Origin of the sequence: Vibrio anguillarum (assembly GCF_001989995.2) — a bacterium.
GTDB lineage: Bacteria > Pseudomonadota > Gammaproteobacteria > Enterobacterales > Vibrionaceae > Vibrio > Vibrio anguillarum.
In genome coordinates, this window is the sequence record NZ_JAHGUP010000025.1 from 133106 (window position 1) to 152583 (window position 19478).

General features: G+C 45.3%; 17 protein-coding genes. 13 read left to right on the plus strand and 4 right to left on the minus strand.

All coding sequences use genetic code 11. The features are described 5' to 3' along the window. Window positions 1-2: 2 nt before the first annotated feature. The gene (locus tag PL85_RS06710; RefSeq protein WP_115339576.1) at window positions 3-959 is read right to left on the minus strand and encodes a DUF4007 family protein; all 957 of its coding nucleotides are present in this window, start codon (window positions 957-959) and stop codon (window positions 3-5) included. Window positions 960-1310: 351 nt separating this feature from the next. On the opposite strand from PL85_RS06710, the gene PL85_RS06715 reads away from it, so the two are divergent. After that, window positions 1311-2366 carry a cysteine desulfurase family protein gene (locus tag PL85_RS06715; protein WP_094128305.1) on the plus strand — a complete coding sequence of 352 codons (1056 nt, stop codon included), beginning with the start codon at window positions 1311-1313 and terminating at the stop codon, window positions 2364-2366. Here PL85_RS06715 and PL85_RS06720 read toward each other — a convergent pair. Beyond that, complete coding sequence (locus PL85_RS06720) at window positions 2353-4380, minus strand: DNA phosphorothioation-associated putative methyltransferase (RefSeq protein ID WP_115339575.1); 2028 nt, start codon at window positions 4378-4380, stop codon at window positions 2353-2355. The two genes, PL85_RS06715 and PL85_RS06720, sit on opposite strands and share 14 nt — an antisense overlap. Window positions 4381-4871: 491 nt before the next feature. Between PL85_RS06720 and PL85_RS06725 the strand changes: the two genes are divergently transcribed. The 9 genes from PL85_RS06725 to PL85_RS06765 all read left to right on the plus strand — a co-directional run bounded on the left by PL85_RS06725 (window position 4872) and on the right by PL85_RS06765 (window position 12410). Further along, window positions 4872-5234: a transcriptional regulator gene (locus PL85_RS06725; protein WP_228209387.1), complete on the plus strand. Its 363-nt coding sequence runs from the start codon at window positions 4872-4874 to the stop codon at window positions 5232-5234. Next, window positions 5225-5593, plus strand: coding sequence for an SFCGS family glycine-rich protein (locus PL85_RS06730; protein WP_017042958.1), 369 nt, complete (start codon window positions 5225-5227; stop codon window positions 5591-5593). The genes PL85_RS06725 and PL85_RS06730 overlap by 10 nt, the downstream gene beginning before the upstream one ends. Continuing rightward, entirely contained in the window at window positions 5590-5883 is a 294-nt protein-coding gene (locus tag PL85_RS06735) for a DUF4312 family protein (RefSeq protein ID WP_017047947.1), read from the plus strand. The genes PL85_RS06730 and PL85_RS06735 overlap by 4 nt, the downstream gene beginning before the upstream one ends. A gap of 24 nt (window positions 5884-5907) precedes the next feature. After that, window positions 5908-6684, plus strand: coding sequence for a DUF4311 domain-containing protein (locus PL85_RS06740; RefSeq protein ID WP_017045612.1), 777 nt, complete (start codon window positions 5908-5910; stop codon window positions 6682-6684). Window positions 6685-6694: 10 nt separating this feature from the next. Further along, window positions 6695-7342: a DUF4310 family protein gene (locus PL85_RS06745; RefSeq protein WP_017045613.1), complete on the plus strand. Its 648-nt coding sequence runs from the start codon at window positions 6695-6697 to the stop codon at window positions 7340-7342. Window positions 7343-7387: 45 nt separating this feature from the next. Then, window positions 7388-8551, plus strand: a complete 1164-nt coding sequence (locus PL85_RS06750; RefSeq protein WP_115339574.1) for an amidohydrolase/deacetylase family metallohydrolase — start codon at window positions 7388-7390, stop codon at window positions 8549-8551. Beyond that, window positions 8535-9659 (plus strand): DgaE family pyridoxal phosphate-dependent ammonia lyase, encoded by a 1125-nt coding sequence (locus tag PL85_RS06755; protein WP_115339573.1) that lies wholly within the window; start codon window positions 8535-8537, stop codon window positions 9657-9659. Before PL85_RS06750 ends, PL85_RS06755 begins: the two co-directional genes overlap by 17 nt. Further along, window positions 9650-10396 (plus strand): 2-dehydro-3-deoxy-phosphogluconate aldolase, encoded by a 747-nt coding sequence (gene dagF / locus PL85_RS06760; protein WP_115339572.1) that lies wholly within the window; start codon window positions 9650-9652, stop codon window positions 10394-10396. Before PL85_RS06755 ends, dagF begins: the two co-directional genes overlap by 10 nt. Window positions 10397-10484: 88 nt before the next feature. Beyond that, window positions 10485-12410 (plus strand): BglG family transcription antiterminator, encoded by a 1926-nt coding sequence (locus PL85_RS06765; RefSeq protein WP_234826556.1) that lies wholly within the window; start codon window positions 10485-10487, stop codon window positions 12408-12410. A 138-nt stretch (window positions 12411-12548) separates the two neighbouring features. On the opposite strand, the gene katG is transcribed toward PL85_RS06765, so the two are convergent. Next, window positions 12549-14723 (minus strand): catalase/peroxidase HPI, encoded by a 2175-nt coding sequence (gene katG, locus PL85_RS06770; RefSeq protein WP_115339570.1) that lies wholly within the window; start codon window positions 14721-14723, stop codon window positions 12549-12551. 304 nt (window positions 14724-15027) lie between these two features. Then, complete coding sequence (locus PL85_RS06775) at window positions 15028-15348, minus strand: DOPA 4,5-dioxygenase family protein (protein ID WP_017046265.1); 321 nt, start codon at window positions 15346-15348, stop codon at window positions 15028-15030. Between the two features lie 216 nt (window positions 15349-15564). Between PL85_RS06775 and PL85_RS06780 the strand changes: the two genes are divergently transcribed. The 3 genes from PL85_RS06780 (at window position 15565) to PL85_RS06790 (ending at window position 19449) form a co-directional block, all read left to right on the plus strand. Continuing rightward, window positions 15565-16170, plus strand: a complete 606-nt coding sequence (locus PL85_RS06780) for a DedA family protein (RefSeq protein ID WP_019282098.1) — start codon at window positions 15565-15567, stop codon at window positions 16168-16170. 176 nt (window positions 16171-16346) lie between these two features. Beyond that, window positions 16347-17606 (plus strand): D-amino acid dehydrogenase, encoded by a 1260-nt coding sequence (locus PL85_RS06785; RefSeq protein WP_115339569.1) that lies wholly within the window; start codon window positions 16347-16349, stop codon window positions 17604-17606. Window positions 17607-17904: 298 nt separating this feature from the next. Beyond that, on the plus strand, window positions 17905-19449 hold the full coding sequence (locus tag PL85_RS06790; RefSeq protein WP_017043180.1) for an alanine/glycine:cation symporter family protein: 1545 nt from the start codon (window positions 17905-17907) through the stop codon (window positions 19447-19449). Window positions 19450-19478 lie beyond the last annotated feature (29 nt).

The window sequence follows — 19478 nt, forward strand, 5'->3', positions numbered from 1 at the left end:
ACTTATTTGTCCTCTGGATAGTAATAGTGCTTTAGATACTGTTCTGGTTTAACATCGTTTATATCGTCAAAAGAATGTTGAACTTGTCTTAGTCCCTGAGTGTCAGTCCATGCAATCTTTCTCTCTGTGAGTATTTCGACTTGATCGAGTTTGTCGCTTAAACCAGCAGAAGATAATCGAAACACTCGACCAGGAGAGCCAACGTCATTAAGTAATGCATCAAAAGACAAGCTGTTAGCATTACTTTCTCTTTGTCTTCTTTGCATAAAGTCGATGAGAGCATACGTAAATATTTCAATGGGAAGCGAAGGTCTTTTAGCTAATTCAGCAAGATAGTTTTTTGAGTCTTCTTGCTTTAGCAAACCCAGTTCAGTGAAAGGCGAAGCAAAGCTATCTTCGTTTATCTTGCTTGATTGTAGTGACTTCTGAGCATACATATGTAAAAAACAGTCAATATCTTTGTTCAGAGTAACTTCTGTTAACTCCTTTTCGTGGTTAACGAGAGCATCATTGATTTCTGTAACAAGCGTTTCTTTCCTTACCTTTATTCCATTGAAATAATTAAAGAAAAACCTTGCTGCGTTAAGTTCACCACCGATTGAAGACATTGATTGTAATAACCAGTGCAATAACCATGTAGTGCCAATTTTGTCGAGATATTCATCGTAAGCAGGACTCCTTTTTGTGACGGTAAAAAGTTGTTCAGCCAAAGGAGTCAGTTGATAAGTCTGTTCTTTATGATCAACACAAGTCACCAAGTTAAGCGCTCTAATCCAGTAACGGACTGAAAGCACCATGTTCTTCCCCATCCCCATAGATTGCATTTGTTTCTCAACATTCAATTGACTTGAAAGGGACTCGCCACCCACAACCTCTTGAATAATCTTATAAATCCACCCATAACGGATAGGAAAGGTCTGATGTCCGGAAAATTTCAGGGACGTTGATTCGATACTCAATGTGCTTACCTTGCTGAATTGGAGATTTTATCCAAACGATGATCTTACACATTAATATCTTCAGGTCTAGGCACATTTACCGAAAAGTGACATAACACTGTTTTTTTAAACAGTGCTCACAAAATTTCCATCCAAATAATGACACTATATGATCGATTTTATTGTGTGATTGAAACTATAACGTTATCTAACCACTACATTTATCAGAGAGTGTCACAAATAATTATCCAATATAATTCATAAGGTTAAACCAAATTCATTGAGAATAACCTTTAAGATAAAACATAATAGGTATACGATAAAAATGATCATATTATTTTTAATCTCAGCCCTCAAACTCAGTGTTACCTAATGAAAAACTACTATGACTATGCCGCATCAACACCAGTCTCTCAATACGCTCAAGAAGCGATGGAGCCTTGGGAGGAAGATAACTTCGCAAACCCCTCGTCTGCACACCAAGCAGGCCGAAAAAGTTATCAAGCTATCCAACAAGCAAGAGAAATCATAGCAGAGAAGATTAGCGCACTTCCCAGTGAAATTATTTTTACGAGTGGGGCAAGTGAAGCGAATAACCTCGCTCTAAAAGGTGTAGCTTTCAAACATCTTGATGACAAAGGCCATATCATTACTTCAGAGATAGAGCACAAGTGTATTCTCAATACCTGCGCTTTTCTCGAGACGATCGGCTTTGACGTGACTTACTTATCACCAGATCAGAATGGTCGCATCTCACCGGCTTCTCTCTCAGCAGAGTTAAAGAGCAATACCATTCTGATTTCTATCCATCATGTCAATAATGAACTTGGAACCATTCAACCTATAAAAGAGTTTGGTGCGATAGCTTTTGAACACAATATCCCATTTCACACTGACGCTGCCCAGAGTTTTTGCAAGTGTGATATCGATGTGGACGATATGGATATAGACATGCTCTCGTTATCAGGCCACAAAATCTACGGCCCGAAAGGCATTGGTGCGCTTTACGTACGTGACGCTAGAGACTCGAAACTAGTCCCACTTATACACGGTGGTGGCCAAGAAGCAGGGTTGCGAGGCGGTACCTCCCCGACCCCATTGATCGTAGGGCTAGCGGCAGCGGTAGAATCGTATCCAATAAAATCGGCCCCTATAGAAAAGCAATTTCTCGAAGTCATGTCGCAGTTTGATTTTATAAGGAACGGCGGTGAGTACGTAGTACCGTCGACATGGAGTGTTACATTCCACACTGATGAAGAAGTAAAGCGCTTTGCGAGCGCTTACCCTTGGCTGATTTCTCAAGGTTCCGCGTGTAATGCACTATCAAATGTGGCTTCACATGTACTAACAGCGATTGGGATGTCCGAAGAAATCGCCCGACGGACTTACCGCATCAGCCTTCCTCCATACAAGCTTAGCGAGAGTTGAGGCGAAAGCCGGAGACGGTTTTTCCTGCTTGAAGCAAGCGTTCCTCGTACATTTGCCGGTGCAAAATGACTTCATTGGTTGCCGTTGCCCCTAAGAGCTTTGATAGTCTCATATCAAAGCTCTTTTGCTTTTCATACTGTTCACTCTGCTTATCAAGCAACAAGTGTTTATTGAGTAATGGTGGGCGACGTGATTCATCAACATAGTCAAAAAAATCGATATCTTGATCTGCCATCTTTATCTTGGTTCTTTCGACTAAATACGGGACTGATTTTTCGAAATCATCATAATGGGTCAAGGTAAGCTTACCGGAGTTGATATGTATTTTTACCAAGTCAATGGCGTCATCGAGTTCACCATACATCTGCAATGCAGCACCAACATAAACACGTAAAAGAAGCGGTAACTTTTCTATGTAGCTTTTATGGAAAATCAGAGAATGCCCTTCGTTGAGGATGCTCGCAGGTAATTGATTATGGGCTTTTAAACACTGATCTCTCATTAGCTCGGTATCTGCGATCGCAAAAAGCAGCTCTGTTGCGAGATTAATTGCCGTACGATAATCATCGAACAAGGCTTTAATATCGCGTTTTAGGCTTTCAGGTTGTTGTGTGTAGGGTTTTCGTTTGTCAAATAGCCCCATAGAAAAATAGACAAGTAAGTCCTCTTTTCGGGATTTCTCTGCATTAGAAAACTCACGAGTATCAAACATTTCCTGAAGTAATCCAAATACTTTTTTGTGAGGGCCAATTAAACTTCTTACTTCTTCAGAACGCTCAAACTCATCATTTGCAGGTATACGGCCAAGCTCGAGGCAAGCATTCCAAAAGTCATCAAACAGCTTGCTGTTTTGGGTTATGACAAGTTTGGCCCTATCTTTACTCTCGACAAGCTGAGGTGAGGTAAGTTGTTGCCAGGTATGATGTCTTTGATACTTACTTTGTAGGTAGCGTTGCTCTTCAAGTTTGTCTTTAAATATGTAAAAAACACCTGGAGCAACAGTAATAATATCTTCTTGTAGAGAACATTCTAAATATCCTTTGATCTCTGTTTGGACATAATACTTTTGAAATGTGTTACGAGACGTTATCACTCCATCTTTAAACGGTGGGAACTGAGCAACGTACGACTCATTTGCTAGCATGATAGACACAACTAACATTTTTTCCGTCAAATCCCAAGCATTCAATAACGCTTCAAGTCGCTCATCTTGATCCTCAATGACATTCAACACAAACCCCAAGTTCACAATATCTGACTTGACTTTCTCTGTGTCAGGAAAAAATACAGGATCCCAACCTAAAACATCAAGACCGTGAGCTTCTAACTCCCTTAAATCATCACCTCGCCCACATCCATAATCAAAAATGGAAAATCGCCCGTCTAAATAACCTTGTTTCGCTAAAGTCTTTACAGGGCTGGAGAGTTCATGGCGAACAATTGCGGTTTTATGACGATCAATCCCAACGCGTTGAGAGTCATCGTTCATAGCAACGCTATTTACCTTCAATAACCGACCCTCAACTAACTGGTACCCTTTTTTCTCAATCAAGTTTAACCAAGATCGTTTAAAACCAATTGTCCGAGTATTGTCATATAGACCGGCCTTTTCTCCTTCTTGAGTAAGCGCAACAAAGTGATCATAGTATTCACTATCTGGTAGTATCATCGTTTCCTTTCGATGCAAGATCGGCGGGTTATCTGAAGAACGGTAACAGGTCACTTTGTGAGTGAGCTTACTCAAATCGACGTTAAGGCTTTGCTCGAGAGCGGGGTATGAATCGCTATAAAACTCTGGATAACTGAGCAGTGATAAGCGGAACTCATTTTTAAACAGTTTAATCAAGTTCCATTGTTCGCTGGGAAGATTTACAGCTCGCGCTACTGCAGGAATAAAATGTTGTAATGAGTCAGGAATTGCATTCATCGCATCTTTATGAATATAGATTGCGTCAGGTAGCTGCTTACCCATTTTCACTTGTTTAATCAATGATTTAAAAATCTTAAAATCCATATTTCTCGACTTACAATGTAACTATTGATGCCACTTTAACAACTTTAAAGTACCGTTACAGCCCCCTTCATAGTAATTCATATTAACAATACCCCAAAAACCATTATCAGCTTGAGGCACAAAACGCTGACTACGCTCCTATGCTCGCAACCGACAGCATGCGTACTTTTGCTCGGCTCAAAGCTATCCTCCGTTAATATTGCGTGCTTCCTGACGCTCGATTGGGAAAATAAACATAAAACCAAAATAACCATCCGTTATTTTGTGACAGGCAGCAAATAAAGAGACGATGAATTTGCGCTTAAAATAGCGATTCAAATCACCTTTTCAGCGCATTTACTCCCATAAATCTTCTTCACACATCACATAAAACCGCGCGAATGTTACTGGCCACGGTTTATTTCCATTTGGAAGTGGAAATAGGGCTTATCCACCCTTGATCCCTTTTACGCTATTTTCTTCTCCAAGCTAAACATTTGGAGAATCCCACGGTGCAAAACTCTCAACCCATTAGCATGGATGATGCACAGATTATAGAGCTTGGTTTGTCGCTCACCGAACGAGCCATTGCCTTGCTTAATTCACACGCTATCTACCCCGATTCGCTACAGAAAAAAATGCTCGAAACACACATCAAAGCGATGGTTTGGCGCTCGTTTAGTGGCGAATCGTTGCCTGAGCTCGATATGGAGATGTTTGATGAAATCTCTCCCATTTGTTTCACCTTGGCCGAGCAAGTGTGTCGTTGGATGGAGAACCTCGCTTATGAAGAAGCGCATCTGCTTTCGGTCCATTTTGAAGTAGCTAAAGAAAACGAATTAAACCCAACAGCAGGAGAAACAACATGTCAGTAATCAAAGTCGTTATTGGTGATCGCATGGGCAAAGGTCAAAAAGTAGGAGCTGGTGCTCAAGCGGCAGGCGCTGAAGTGACCGTTATTCCCGGCATGGCCGCAGACATGAAGTTAGGTGATGTCATGCATCAGCAGCAAGCCGATTTAGGGATCTCTTTTTGCGGCAGCGGCGGCGCTGGTGCTATCACAGCGCAAACAAAATATGGCTATCAATGCCGTTATGGAATGCGCTCTGTTGAGGAAGGTATAACCGCGATCAATGAAGGCTGTGTGGTGTTGGGTTTCGGCTTTATGGATAAAGAAGAGCTGGGCGAAAAACTGGTGAAGGCGTTTGTGGCTAAGCATGGCGTCAAAGCATGAAAGAGCAGTTAACCACTAAGGTAACCGTGAGTGGCAAGGGCGAAACAAAGCAGCAGGCTTTTGCTGCGGCTTTAAGCCAAGTACAACCCACGTTGCTTAAGAATAACGCAAAAGTTCTCCTCCGGATTGAGCCGTTAGACGTCAACGTTTTGCAAGCAGAAGAGAAAGTAACGCGAGAGAAATTCCTTTTCTTCTTTCTTGCAAGAGATCGACGCCAGTACAGCGTCAAGCTAGAGGTTACGGTCAGCCTGACCCACATCGATGTGGAACAGGTCGATTTCAAACGTTAACAGGTCACTATAAGGATCCCTGACATGTTTCTTATCATTCTCTTTAAGTCCATCATCATTGGTGGCTTAGTCGGTATCGGCGTTGGAGTAGGCGCGGCAAGGATGTTCCATGCTCCAACTATCCAAGGTATGGGTGCATTTCGTACTCTGGGAGAGTTGAACTCGTGTGAAGGCGACCCTGCCTCTCACTTCTCTTTTGGGCTTGGATTCTTCTTTAATGCTTGGGCCTCAACGGTTGCGGCAGGGGCATTCACTCAAGATGTTGACCACCGCATCATCCCGAACTGGGGCGCAGCGGCGCTGATGATAAAAAACCGCGACCTTGCCACTACCTTGCATGATCCAAAACGAATGGGCATTGCTTGCGCCATTATCGGTGCGATTGTGGTTGCGTTTCTTAACTCAACGGCGGCGGCCGTTCCTGCGGCGCTGCAAGTCACGGCGGTAAAGGTATTAGTACCTGCGGCAAACTTACTGGTGAATACCGTCATGCCGGTTATTTTCTGGCTAGCGGCAATTGAAGCGGGTAAAAAATCGGGCTTTTGGGCCACTATCTTTGGTGGTTTAGCTCAGATGATTATGGGCAACGCCGTTCCTGGTTTGGTGCTGGGTATTTTGATTGGTAAAGGTGTTGAAGAGAGTGGTTGGAACAAAGTAACTCAGATCATGATGGCGGCGATTATTGCGCTGTTTGCGTTAAGTGCTTTCTTCCGCGGGTTCGACATGAAATTTATCGAAGCTTTCCATATGCAAGTTCCTTTGTGGCTTGAAAATATCCATCTCATGATCAGTGGCAAATAAGGAGTTGACCATGGACGAAAAAATGAAACACAACTTTTGGTATGCCGACTGGTCTTTCCCGATCTTTGTGGGCTTGCTTTCAGCCGGGGTTTTTGCCGGAACGCACATGTACTACTTATACGGTGTCGGTGCTTTTAACGAAGTGGCGTTTGTGTCCATGCTGCGAGCAGGGATGGATACAGGCGCGTACGGTGCGGTGGCCGCTTTTGGTGCAAGCTTTTTGTTTGCGCGCATCATTGAAGGTTCGCTTGTGGGCATTCTGGATATCGGTGGCGCAGTGCAAACCGGTGTGGGTTTAGGGATTCCAGCTTTATTACTGGGTGCTGGCATTGTTTATCCTCTTGAAAATTTCACCGCTTCGTTAATCACAGGCATGCTCGCTGGTTTGGCGATTGGTGGCTTAATTGTACTGGCACGTAAATTCACCATCAACCAAAGCGATTCAACCTACGGGGCAGATGTGATGATGGGTGCAGGCAATAGCTCCGGCCGTTTTCTTGGACCATTGATCATTTTATCTGCGATGGCCGCTTCTATCCCGATTGGGATCGGCTCTCTAGGTGGCGCATTGATTTTCTATGTGTGGGGTAAACCGATTACGGGTGGTGCAATTCTCGGAGCGATGGCGTTAGGAGCTCTTTTTCCTATCGCACTGTAAAACAAGCTGGGGTTTAAATTCTACTGAGAATCGCTCTTCGCGCCGATGAGCGAAGAGCGTGAGATGCAAATTATGTATAACATCCTGATCAAAAATGCCCAACAAGCGGGTGGGTGTAGTATCGATATCGCCCTTCAGGGCAACAAAATAGCGGCGGTGGGCGATCTTGCTGGTTCATTGGCAAAACAGACCGTCGATTTAGATCATGACGTTTTTGTGAGTGCTGGTTGGATTGACGGCCACACTCACTGCTATCCGAACTCGCCTATTTATAACGACCACCCCGATAACGTTGGGGTATCCGGTGGCGTGACGACTGTCATTGATGCGGGCAGCACAGGCACAAACGATGTGGATGATTTTGCGCAGCTTGCAGCGCAATGCACAACCCATGTGCGCGCACTACTTAACATCTCGAAAATTGGCTTGTTGCGCCAAAATGAACTGGCCGATGCTAACGACATTGATCTGGATAGCGCAAAGCAAACACTGCTTCGTCATCCCGAATTTATTGTCGGCTTAAAAGCACGCATGAGCGGTAGTGTTGTCGGCCACAATGGCTTAATGCCACTTCATGCAGCCAAAGCATTACAACAGCAATGCGGCTGCGTTCCATTGATGGTGCACGTCGGTAATGCGCCGCCAGATTTGGATGAGATTGTCGCTCTGCTGGGCAAAGGCGATATTCTCACTCACTGCTTTAATGGCAAGCCTAACCGCATTCTTGATTGTCATGGGGAAATAAAAAGCAGCGTTCAACAGGCCAGAGCTCGAGGCATGAAACTTGATATCGGCCACGGCAGTGCCAGTTTCAGTTTTGAGGTGGCTGAGCAGGCCATCGCACAAGGGATTTTGCCCGATACGATCAGTTCTGACATTTACTGTAAGAACCGGCTCAATGGCCCGGTTTACGGTCTTGCCCACCTGATGTCGATGTTTTTTACACTCGGATTATCCCATGAGCAGATCATTGAGCGCGTGACGAGTCAAGCAGCGCAAGCACTTCGCTTAGCGAAAAAGGGGCACTTAATTGCAGGCTATGATGCCGATTTAACGCTCTACACCATCAATAAAGCGTCGGTTAACTACACCGATACTCATCACCAGCATCGAACTGGACAACAGAGATTTACGCCTCTTGCTGCCATTATTGACGGCAAGCTTGTATTGACTGAACAAGGACAACAGCATTATGTCTTCCATTCTTGAAAAATATCACTTGAAACAAGTGATCAACGCATCTGGCCGTATGACAGCTCTTGGTGTTTCTACTCCGCAACCCGAAGTGGAACAGACTGTCTGTTTTGGGATGAACAACTACTTTGAAATGAGCGATTTGGTGAACAAAACTGGCCAATATATTGCTCGTTTGCTGCAAGTTGAAAATGCAGTCGTCGTCTCATGCGCTTCAGCGGGAATTGCACAGAGTGTCGCGGCAGTCATTGTGCGTGGTAACCCTTATCTGCTTGAGCATCTGCATGCAAAAACGCACTCAATCGCAACGGATATTGTGATCCCCAAAGGGCATAACGTCAATTATGGTGCCCCGGTTGGCAGCATGGTAAATCTTGGCGGCGGTAACCTGATTGAGGCCGGTTGGGCTAATGAATGCAGCGCAGAACAATTAGCCGCGGCAATCACCCCCAATACCGCCGCCATTCTCTACATTAAATCGCACCATTGCGTGCAAAAAAGCATGTTAACCGTGGCACAAGCGGCCAAAGTGGCTCAAGACCACCAGCTTCCGTTGATTGTTGATGCAGCAGCAGAAGAGGATCTACAACTCTATTATCAGCAAGGGGCTGATCTGGTGATCTACAGTGGTGCGAAAGCGATTGAAGGCCCAACCAGCGGTTTAGTGATTGGGAAACATCAATATGTGGAATGGGTTAAGCAGCAATCTGCAGGGATTGGCCGTGCCATGAAAGTCGGTAAAGAAGGCATTTTAGGCCTAACGCATGCCATTGAGTTGTACTTAAGCCGCCAACAAGAAACTGGCCAACAAATGGTGGATAAAATGACGCCATTTATCGAGGGGTTAAACCGTATTAAAGGGATAAGCGCGCGCGTGGTTTGGGACAGTGCAGGCCGAGATATCGCACGCGCAGAAGTGAGTTTTGATGCCAAACAATTTGGTATCAGCGCTAATGAAGCCGTCACACGCCTCCAAAATGGTAACCCAGCGATTTACTGCCGCGCTTACAAATCCAATGAAGGTTCGGTGGAATTTGATGTCCGCAGTGTTTCATCTCATCAACTTGAACTTATTCTTAGCGCCATGAACCAACTGAATCAGGAGTCATTAGAATGTCTTTAAGCCCTAATTTTTACGCTGACCGTGTATGTCTCAATGTGCTGGCGGGCTCTCATCAGAATGCAATTGATATTTATCAAGCCGCACAAGGCCATGTGTTGGTCGGTATGCTCTCGAAAGATTACCCAGATACCGCAAGCGCTGCGGCTGATATGAAAGCGTGCGCTGAAAAAATCGAGAATGCTTTATCGATTGGCCTTGGCGCAGGGGATCCCAAACAATCGGATATGGTGACGGCTTTAGCCGGAATACTACAGCCTCAGCATGTCAATCAAGTCTTTACTGGTGTGGGGGCTACGCGTCAAGCGCTAGGTCAACATCACACTATCGTGAATGGTTTGATTTCACCATCAGGCACTGTTGGCTTGGTTAAAATCTCAACTGGCCCGAAAAATTCAGGTATGGAAGAAGCGGTTGTTCCCATTGATACGGCGATTGCCATGTTGCAAGATATGGGCTGCAGCTCGGTCAAATTCTTCCCAATGCAGGGGCTAAAATGCAAAGCTGAGTACCAAGAAGTTGCCAACGCCTGTGCTCGTCACCACTTTTGGTTAGAGCCAACGGGTGGTATTGATTTGGACAACTTTGAAGAGATCTTACGCATCGCTCTCGATGCTGGGGTCGAAAAAGTCATTCCACACATTTATAGCTCAATCATCGATGAGAAAACCGGACAGACTCGCCCCGAGAATGTGAAAACCCTGCTGGCCATGACTCAAAAACAACTGGCACATTCATAACACCGACGCCGGAGCATGTGCTCCGGCATAACAAAGCGTTGGCTATCTATTGCCTTTAGTGCATTTTACCTTTTAGATAGCGCTGTTCATGCTGGAATGGGAATCGATGATGTACAAGCTACCGCACCCTCGCCTAATTCATTTGTTGGATGCTGTATCCGCCTCGCCTTTGACTCAGGACGAACTTGCGCAACGGCTTAATGTTTCGACACGAACCATACGCACCGATGTCGCGCTGCTCAATAATGTGATGGTCAACCATGGCGCGCATCTTCTCCACCAGCGCGGTTCCGGTTACCAACTCAATATTTACAACCCATCAACTTTCGAGCATTTTTTGTCGAGGGTGCAAAATGCAGAAACGATTCCAAGGACCAGTAAAGAGCGCATCATCCAGATTCAAGTACTGCTATTAACGGCAGAACAAGGCGTAAAAATTGACGAATTGGCCGAGACATGGAATCTAAGCCGCACCGTTATTCAAAATGATATGGCCGATGTACGCAGCCAACTCGCCACGTTTGGTTTATCGATTGAAAGTAAACCTCGTTTGGGCATGCTGATCCAAGGCCCAGAAATGGCGATTCGCTCCCGTTTAACACAGCTTATCTACATCGAACAAAAAGAGACAAAACAAGCTCTGGGCTTTATTAGTACGATCTTCCCTGATAAATCTCAGCAAATTTTTGCAGCGCGCTTTCGTGAAGTGTTGAGCAACCATGCACTCTATATCAATGATATTGGGCTGCGTTGGTTAACCCTTTATGCTGCCGTCACACTGCACAGGCTCGCGTGTGGCAAAGAGCTTACCGAATTTTCTAAAAACGATGTTCATGAAACGACGCTACCGATTGCCAAAGCGTTATTTTCTGCGCTACCGATGCTGCTACCCGCCAATAACCATGAAATTGCCGCCTTAGCGATTCACATTCAAGCGAGAATTGCGACGAATCAAGCACTCCTTAGCCAGGGTGTACAGCATGAAGCCGATGATCTAGTCACTCACATCTTTGATTATATCTATCAAAATTACCCTTACGATGTGCGTGACGATGCGCTATTACGCCGCGATCTTCACAACCACGTCTGCCATATGATCATTCGTGTCAAACATCATGTCGCCACAATTAACCCATTGGCCGAACATATCAAACAGCACTACCCACTCGCTTACAGCATTACCTTATCGGCCATCGCAGACTGGATCAGAGAGACGGGTTACTGCATGACGCAGCACGAAATAGGCTATCTTGTAATTCACATTGGTGTGGGGCTTGAACGTAATTATCATTTAGGTCACCGTACACCAAAAGCGCTCCTGTATTGCGACGCCGGTAATGCCGCAACACTTGGGCTAGAAGCGATCATCCGCCGCCAGTATCCGCAATTGGATATGAAAACAGTTTATTCCCCTGAACAGTTGATCACCGCTGATGCCACGCAAGCGGACCTCATTATTACCACCATGCCCTTAGCCAATAGAGAGATTCAGAGCTTTGTGGTTGACCCCTTCCCTACCCAACATCAATTGGAAGAACTGGGCAAACAAGTGTTGGTTGATCGCACGCACTCTTATCTTTTGGATAAGTATTTTTCCAAGGCTCAATTTCTCTACCTTGATGACGTCATTGAGCAATCACTCCTCTTTGAGCAGGTTTGCTCGCATCTTGAATCAACTGAGTTGGTAGAGGAAGGATACCGAGCTTCACTGCAAGAGCGAGAGAGTTTGGTTTCAACCATGATGGGCGAATACATTGCTCTACCTCACTCAATTGAACTCTTTGCTAAACGTTCGATGGTTTACACCGTCGCTGCACCGCGTGGAATTGAATGGGGCAATGGTGAAAAAGCCTATCTGATCTTTTTCCTCGCCTTAAGTAAATGTGACTATGAAGAGGCGATGGGGCTGTATGATCTTTTCCAAGTGCTGATTAATAAAAAATTAGGCAAAAGTCTGTCGCAATGCGAAACCTTCAAGCACTTCAAAACACTGGCGCACTTGGAATTACAATAGAATAACTGATCCCTATAAGTATTTCTTTTAAAAACAATTCTCAACTCTTTTACAAATCAAAACTTTAGAGTAAAACCTAGCCACAACAAGGCCCTCGCTAAGAGGGCCTTAATATCAAGATTACCGAGTGGAGATAGCTTACAACACGTCGAAGCGATCGGCGTTCATGACTTTGGCCCAAGCAGCGACAAAGTCTTTGACGAACTTCTCTTTGTTATCGTCCTGCGCGTAAATTTCAGCGTATGAGCGCAAAATAGAGTTTGAGCCAAACACCAGATCAACACGAGTCGCTGTCCATTTTGTTTTACCGCTCTTACGCTCAACCATATCGTAAGAGTTACGGCCTGTTGGCTTCCAAGTGTAATTCATGTCGGTGAGGTTAACGAAGAAATCGTTAGTCAACGCCCCAACACGGTCTGTCAATACACCATGTTGACTGCCGCCATAGTTTGTACCGAGCACTCGCAATCCACCAATCAATACGGTCATTTCTGGAGCAGTCAGGCGTAATAGTTGCGCTTTATCTAACAGCATCTCTTCTGGGTTAACCACGTAATGTTGCTTCTGCCAGTTACGGAAACCATCCGCCAGTGGCTCAAGCACATCAAACGATCCCACATCGGTTTGTTCAAGCGTTGCATCACCACGTCCCGCAGTAAAAGGCACAGTAATATTAACGCCTGCCGCTTTGGCCGCTTGTTCAACACCGACGTTACCCGCCAAAACAATGGTATCGGCGATGCTAATACCCGCATCAGCGGCAATTTTCTCCAGAACAGCCAACACTTTGCTGAGTCTTTCTGGCTCATTACCTTGCCAATCTTTTTGAGGAGCCAAGCGAATGCGCGCACCGTTAGCGCCACCACGTTTATCGGAACCACGGAAAGTACGAGCACTATCCCATGCGGTACTGACCATCTCACTGATGCTTAAGCCGCTGGCCGCTATTTTTGCTTTTACTGCATCCACATCATAATCTTTACGACCTGCGGGGATGGGATCTTGCCAAATGAGATCTTCTGCCGGAACATCAGGGCCAAAGTAACGCGCTTTAGGCCCCATATCGCGGTGAGTGAGCTTAAACCAAGCTCGCGCAAACACTTCAGAGAAATATGCTGGGTCTTTGTAGAAGCGCTCTGAGATCTTGCGATATTCAGGATCCATCTTCAGCGCCATATCGGCATCGGTCATCATGGGGTTATAGCGAATGCTTGGGTCTTCCACATCAACCGGTTTATCTTCCTCTTTGATGTTGATTGGCTCCCACTGCCACGCGCCAGCAGGGCTCTTCGTCAGTTGCCATTCGTAAGTAAATAGCAGGTGGAAGAAACCGTTATCCCACTGGGTTGGGTGCGTAGTCCATGCACCTTCAATACCACTGGTGACCGTATTACGGCCAATGCCGCGGCTGGTATGGTTATTCCAACCCAAGCCTTGTTCGTGCAAGTCCGCCCCTTCAGGATCTGGCCCTAAGTTCGCAGCGCTACCATTACCATGCGCTTTACCCACCGTATGCCCGCCCGCTGTCAGCGCCACGGTTTCTTCATCATTCATTGCCATGCGCTCAAAAGTAACGCGCATGTCATGTGCGGTTTTAAGCGGGTCTGGATTACCGTCAACGCCTTCAGGGTTTACATAAATCAGGCCCATCATCACGGCAGCAAGTGGATTTTCTAAATCACGCACACCGGAATAGCGGCTATTTTCTCCGCCACTTGGCGCTAGCCACTCTTTTTCTGAGCCCCAATAAGTGTCTTTTTCTGGGTGCCAAATATCTTCACGACCAAAAGCGAAACCAAAGGTTTTAAGCCCCATGGATTCATAAGCCATATTACCCGCCAAGATCATTAGATCCGCCCAACTGATTTTGTTGCCATATTTTTGTTTGATTGGCCACAATAAGCGACGAGCTTTATCTAAGTTAGCGTTATCGGGCCACGAGTTAAGCGGAGCAAAACGCTGGTTGCCAGAGCCCGCACCACCGCGACCATCTGCAATTCGGTAAGTACCCGCAGAGTGCCATGCCATGCGGATCATCAAACCACCGTAATGCCCCCAGTCGGCAGGCCACCACTCTTGGCTATTGGTCATCAGTGCTTTGAGATCTTTTTTCAAGGCATCAACATCCAATGTTTTTAGCGCATCGCGGTAATTAAAATCCGCACCCATTGGGTTGGTTTTCACGTCGTGCTGGTGAAGAATGTCAAGATTCAGTGCTTTTGGCCACCAATCCATGTTGGACTTTTCAGCTGATGTTACTCCGCCGTGCATGACTGGGCATTTACCGCCCGAATTCATACCTTTGTTCTCCATTGCGTTCTCCTTGCTTCGCATTACTGCGGCTATTTAAGTGTGCTTGATTTATTCTAAAAACACTCAGCACGGTCGATATTGGCTGAACATTCACTGTATTAAATTCAAATGCAACAAAACTTAGAACAACATCATGTATATACAATAACAACGAGAGGTGATGAGCCTGCGGTCACGACTTGTTCGAAAAACCTTTTTCTTCAAAACCTTGCCACGATTATTGTTTCTGCTGCGTTCTGTACAGACTAGACAAGATGAGCATTAAACACTAATTCACTGTGGCTATTAATTTGATAGGCATCCTCTAACGCAATACGGCTAAGTTCACCCCTAAAGTCTCTCCTAACCACAGAACTTGTCCCTCAGAATGGTCATACCTATCGTCTCCAGAAACCGGATGGATCAACACGCTAAGACCTTCCCGATGTTCATCTAGCCACTCAATAAATCCGTGGCTATTGTCAGCAAGGTGCACTTCAAACATCGGCTTTAAGTGCGGGCCAACAAGCCTTGGTACTAAGCCAAACATGGCTTGTACATCATGTCGTTGTTGGGCAATTTTTTGTTGTACGCGCTGTGCTTTCGCTTGCTCTGCGAGATCAAAATAAACATGGGCATGAAACATAAAATAACTCCTCTTGATTTTTAAGCAGTGTACTACGCCAAAAGAGCATAGAAACCACAACAAATTTGCTGATGATTTTCAGCTAATTTGAAGGTACTAACCACAACGTATTCTATTTTAAGAGCCAAGAAATGGGCATTATCACAGGATGACGTTGATTCAAACGAAGAACCAGCGTATTAAATAACCTCAAACTTTCGATGGTGGATACCCGCTTTGCAACCTATCAATCAACTGCTCCTCTCAATGCAGCCGTTATTGGAACAGTACGGCTATCTAGCACTGATCATCAGCATCTTTTTCGAAGGGATTGGCATTCCGATGCCCGGCCAATCGCTCATGATTGCCGCGTCCATTTTGTCATCCAATGGCGTAATGAATTTCTCTCTTGTTATGATTGTATCGTGGCTAAGCTGCTTTATTGGTAATAGTTGCGGCTATCTGCTCGGCTATTATTTTGAGGGTTGGTTGGATAAAAAAGGCTATATTTCAGGGGCTAAATTTCAAAAACTGCAAAGCGCTATTCAAAAATACGGCCCGATTTGCTTAATCATCAGTCGCTTTGTTGAGGGGATGAAACAATTCATGCCATTAGCCTGCGGAGTGGCGAAAATGCCCATCAGAGTATTTTTACTGGGTAACGTGCTTGCCACCACAGTTTGGGTCGCGGTCTTTGGTTTACTCACCCATTTTGCGTTTGAACATCTTCACCAAATCAGCCACTTTTATTCTGCTTACCGCTATTGGATCTGGGCAATGGCCGCTATCACTTTTATCGTTATGATTTATGCAGTATTGAAACATAGACACACTCAGCGCTGATAGCGACCTGTCTCTGACTTCATTTCCCCCCTTTTGTCATCACCACATAAAAATAAGTGCAGGGGCTAATGATTGTGTTTCCACTCAATTTGATGTTTGATGTTGCCATTATGTGAACATTTACACCAACTCTGAATGTGCTCAAAGAACACACTAGGATGATTTAAGGAGACAACATGGACGTGATCGTCTTAGGCAGCGGCGTCATCGGGCTAACCAGCGCATGGTATTTATCACAAGCGGGCCACCGAGTAACGGTGGTGGATCGCCAATCACAAGGTGCAAAAGAGACCAGTTTTGCTAACGCAGGGCAAATATCTTATGGCTACTCTTCCCCTTGGGCTGCACCCGGCATCCCACAAAAAGCATTAAAGTGGCTGTTTGAAGAGCATGCACCGTTGAAAATAAAACCATCTATCGACCCACAGCTGTTGGCGTGGATGGGTAAAATGTTATTGAACTGCCAACAGGATCGTTACAACATCAATAAAGCCAGAATGCTGGCGATTGCCAATTACAGCCGCGTTTGTTTGGCTGACCTGAATCAGCAACATAACCTGCAATATCAAGGCCGTCGGCTTGGAACGTTGCAAGTATTTCGCAGCGAAAAACAGCTACAAGCGATACAAAAGGACATCAAACTACTCGAGCAAAGTGGGATTCGTTATCAGCTTCTTGATGTCGATGGGTGCATTAAGCAAGAGCCGGGTCTTGCTCTTGTACGCGATAAATTGCGAGGTGGTTTGTACCTCCCCGACGATGAAACCGGGGACTGCTATCTGTTTTGCCAACAATTAACAGAGCTCGCGAAAAGCCGTGGGGTGCAATTTCTGTTTGATGCACAAATAAAAACATTAACCACTGAAGGCAAAAAGATCATCGCTGTCCAAACCGATAAAGGTGAACTGAAAGCAGACAAATATGTCGTCGCACTCGGCAGTTACTCTACCGCTTTACTGGCGACATTGGGTATCTCCATTCCTGTTTATCCAGTGAAAGGGTACTCACTAACGCTGCCGATTGTCGACGCCGAATTGTCCCCGCGTTCAACGGTAATGGACGAAACATATAAAGTGGCCATCACTCGTTTTGAGGATCGAATTCGTGTCGCGGGCACGGCAGAGTTAGCCGGGTTTGATCCTGCCTTGCCTGATGCGCGCAAAGCAACCATTGCAAAAGTCGTGACCGATCTCTTTCCTCAAGGCGGTGATTTAGCACAAGCTAAATTCTGGACAGGCTTTAGACCAATGACGCCTGACGGGACCCCGATTATAGGCTCCACTCCATTTGAAAACCTCTACACCAATACCGGACATGGAACCTTAGGGTGGACGATGGCTTGCGGATCTGGACAGCTTCTTGCCGACATTGTCAGTGAGCAAACTTGTGCTTTACCAATTCATGAGTTGAATCTCTCTCGCTACCTCATCAACTAGCCACAATAGAAAATGCTTATTATTAGCTAAACCTTAGTGGAAAGTTATTATGCATAATGATTCACCCGAGAGGATTTAATTTCCAACCTTTCGGGTGACCAACCCATATGCGCTGAAATTTTAGCCAATTCTAATTAACCCACCTATTATTTAACATTTCGTTAGCATTTTGTGTTCCTCATCACGCTAACGATTATTCACAGACAAATAAATTAACATCTAAGTTACAAAAAGATTAATATGTTGCCCACAAAGCAAACACAACACTCACCAAAACTACTAAAACAGGGAAATGCATATGCAGTCATTTGTTGATTTTCTGAATGGAATAATCTGGAGCCCGGCGCTAATTTATTTATGCCTTGGTGCGGGTTTATTCTACTCAATTGTGACCCGATTCGTTCAGGTCCGTCACTTTTTTGAAATGTGGCGACTTCTTCTTTCCGGAAAAAGCTCAACCAAAGGGATATCCTCTTTCCAAGCTTTGGCCGTTTCACTTTCGGGACGCGTCGGTACGGGTAATATTGCAGGCGTAGCCGCAGCAATTGGTTTTGGTGGCCCTGGTGCTATTTTCTGGATGTGGGTAGTGGCCTTTTTTGGTGCCGCGACTGCTTATGCTGAGTCAACTCTGGCACAAATTTATAAAGAAGAAGATGAAGGTGAATTCCGTGGTGGTCCCGCTTATTACATCGAAAAAGCGATGGGACAAAAATGGTATGCATGGATCTTCGCCATTTCCACCATCTTTGCTTGTGGTGTTCTTTTACCTGGCGTGCAATCCAACAGCATTGGTAATGCCGTAGAAGCGGCTTTTGGGGCTGGCCCAATCATTGAAACCACTATCGGTAGCTTCACTTTTGCTAAGATTTTTACTGGTACCGTAGTGTCAATTATTTTAGCTTTCATCATCTTTGGTGGTGTTAAGCGTATCGCTAACTTCACACAGGTCGTGGTGCCATTTATGGCTTTGGCCTATGTGATTACTGCGTTTGTTATCATCCTGCTTAACATCAGTGAAGTACCACGTATTTTTGCCATGATCATTGGTGATGCGTTCACACCAATGGCAGGTATTGGTGCTGCGATTGGTTGGGGGGTAAAACGAGGTGTTTACTCAAACGAAGCAGGCCAAGGTACTGGACCGCACGCTGCGGCTGCCGCGAGTGTTGATCACCCAGCGCAGCAAGGTTTAGTGCAAGCATTTTCTATCTATATTGATACTCTGCTGGTCTGTTCCGCAACCGCGTTCATGATTCTGATCACTGGTGCTTATAACGTACACGGCGGCGCAGAAGGTGCATTTTTAGTACAGAACATCGCGGCGGATATTAGTGCCAATGGCCCAGTATTTACCCAAATGGCGATTGAGAGCGCACTACCGGGCGTGGGTAAACCTTTTGTTGCGTTTGCTCTGTTCTTCTTCGCCTTTACCACGATCTTGGCATACTACTATATTGCTGAAACGAACATTGCTTACATTCGCCGCACCTTTAAAGTCGATGGCCTGATGTTCCTTCTTAAAGTAGTGATCATCGCAACGGTATTCTACGGCACAGTGAGAACCGCGAACCTTGCTTGGGCAATGGGTGATGTGGGCGTGGGTTTGATGGCGTGGCTAAACATAGTCGGGATTTTGATCATCTTCTTTATGGCTAAACCAGCTATTGCAGCACTCAAAGATTATGAAGAGCAACAAAAACAAGGTGTCGATGAGTATCTTTTCAACCCAGTAAAACTCGGCATTAAGAATGCGACATATTGGGAAGGAAAATATAAACGCAAAACGGGACAAGAACCAACCGTAGAAGAGAGCTCCGTGGGTGTTGAACAACCATCATCCTAACGGATTAGCTAAACTCATCAGCAAAAAGC